The organism is Shewanella sp. UCD-KL12 (assembly GCF_001957125.1).
Taxonomy (GTDB): Bacteria; Pseudomonadota; Gammaproteobacteria; order Enterobacterales; family Shewanellaceae; genus Shewanella.
Genome location: NZ_MPHJ01000050.1, coordinates 1 through 720 on the forward strand (window position 1 = coordinate 1; position 720 = coordinate 720).

The following is a 720-nucleotide window of genomic DNA, read 5'->3' on the forward strand; positions in this document are numbered from 1 at the left end:
AGAAGCCTCAGATACTCAGATAACTCCTTAACCCTATTTGACCGTTGTTATTTCTCTGCTGACTTACTATTAAACTGGCAAGGCTCAGGAGTACAGCGACACTGGCTGACACCAATAAAATCGAAGATGCGCTATGAGGTGGTCGAAGAGTTTGCTAATAATGACTTGCTAATTGATATGCCAGTCTCCCCCCAGGCGAGAAAGAAAAATCCCGAACTTCCCGAAACATGGCGTGCTCGTTTTATTGCTTATCAAGAGCCAAAAGGTGAAATAAAAGGGTTTGTCACCTCATTGGTTGACCCAGTTAAATATCCGGTGGATAAACTACTAAATATCTACTGGCAACGCTGGGAAATAGAGGAGGGATACGGCGAACTGAAGCAAACTCAATTGCAAAGTAAGGTGACGTTACGAAGCAAATTTGTTGAAGGTGYTAAGCAAGAACTATGGGGTGTGCTTATCGCTTATAATCTGGTTCGCTTAGAAATGGTAGCGATAGCAAAAGAAGCCAAAGTTGCGCCCACCCGTATTAGCTTTACCGCAGCGATAAGCTTGATAGACACTCAATTAAGGTGGCTTGCTTTATCACCTGATGGAAAGTTACCAGCTAAGCTGAAGCAAATGCGGGCCGATATAAAACACTTTATCCTTCCAGATAAAAGAAAGCACCGAACATATCCACGTTCAGTGCTCTATATACCCAGCCGCTATCCACTTAAA

1 protein-coding gene is annotated in these 720 nt (G+C 43.3%); it reads left to right on the forward strand.

The features are described 5' to 3' along the window. Positions 1–720 (forward strand): IS4 family transposase (locus tag BM736_RS24780; protein ID WP_143562487.1); only part of this gene is annotated, 720 nt, incomplete at both ends.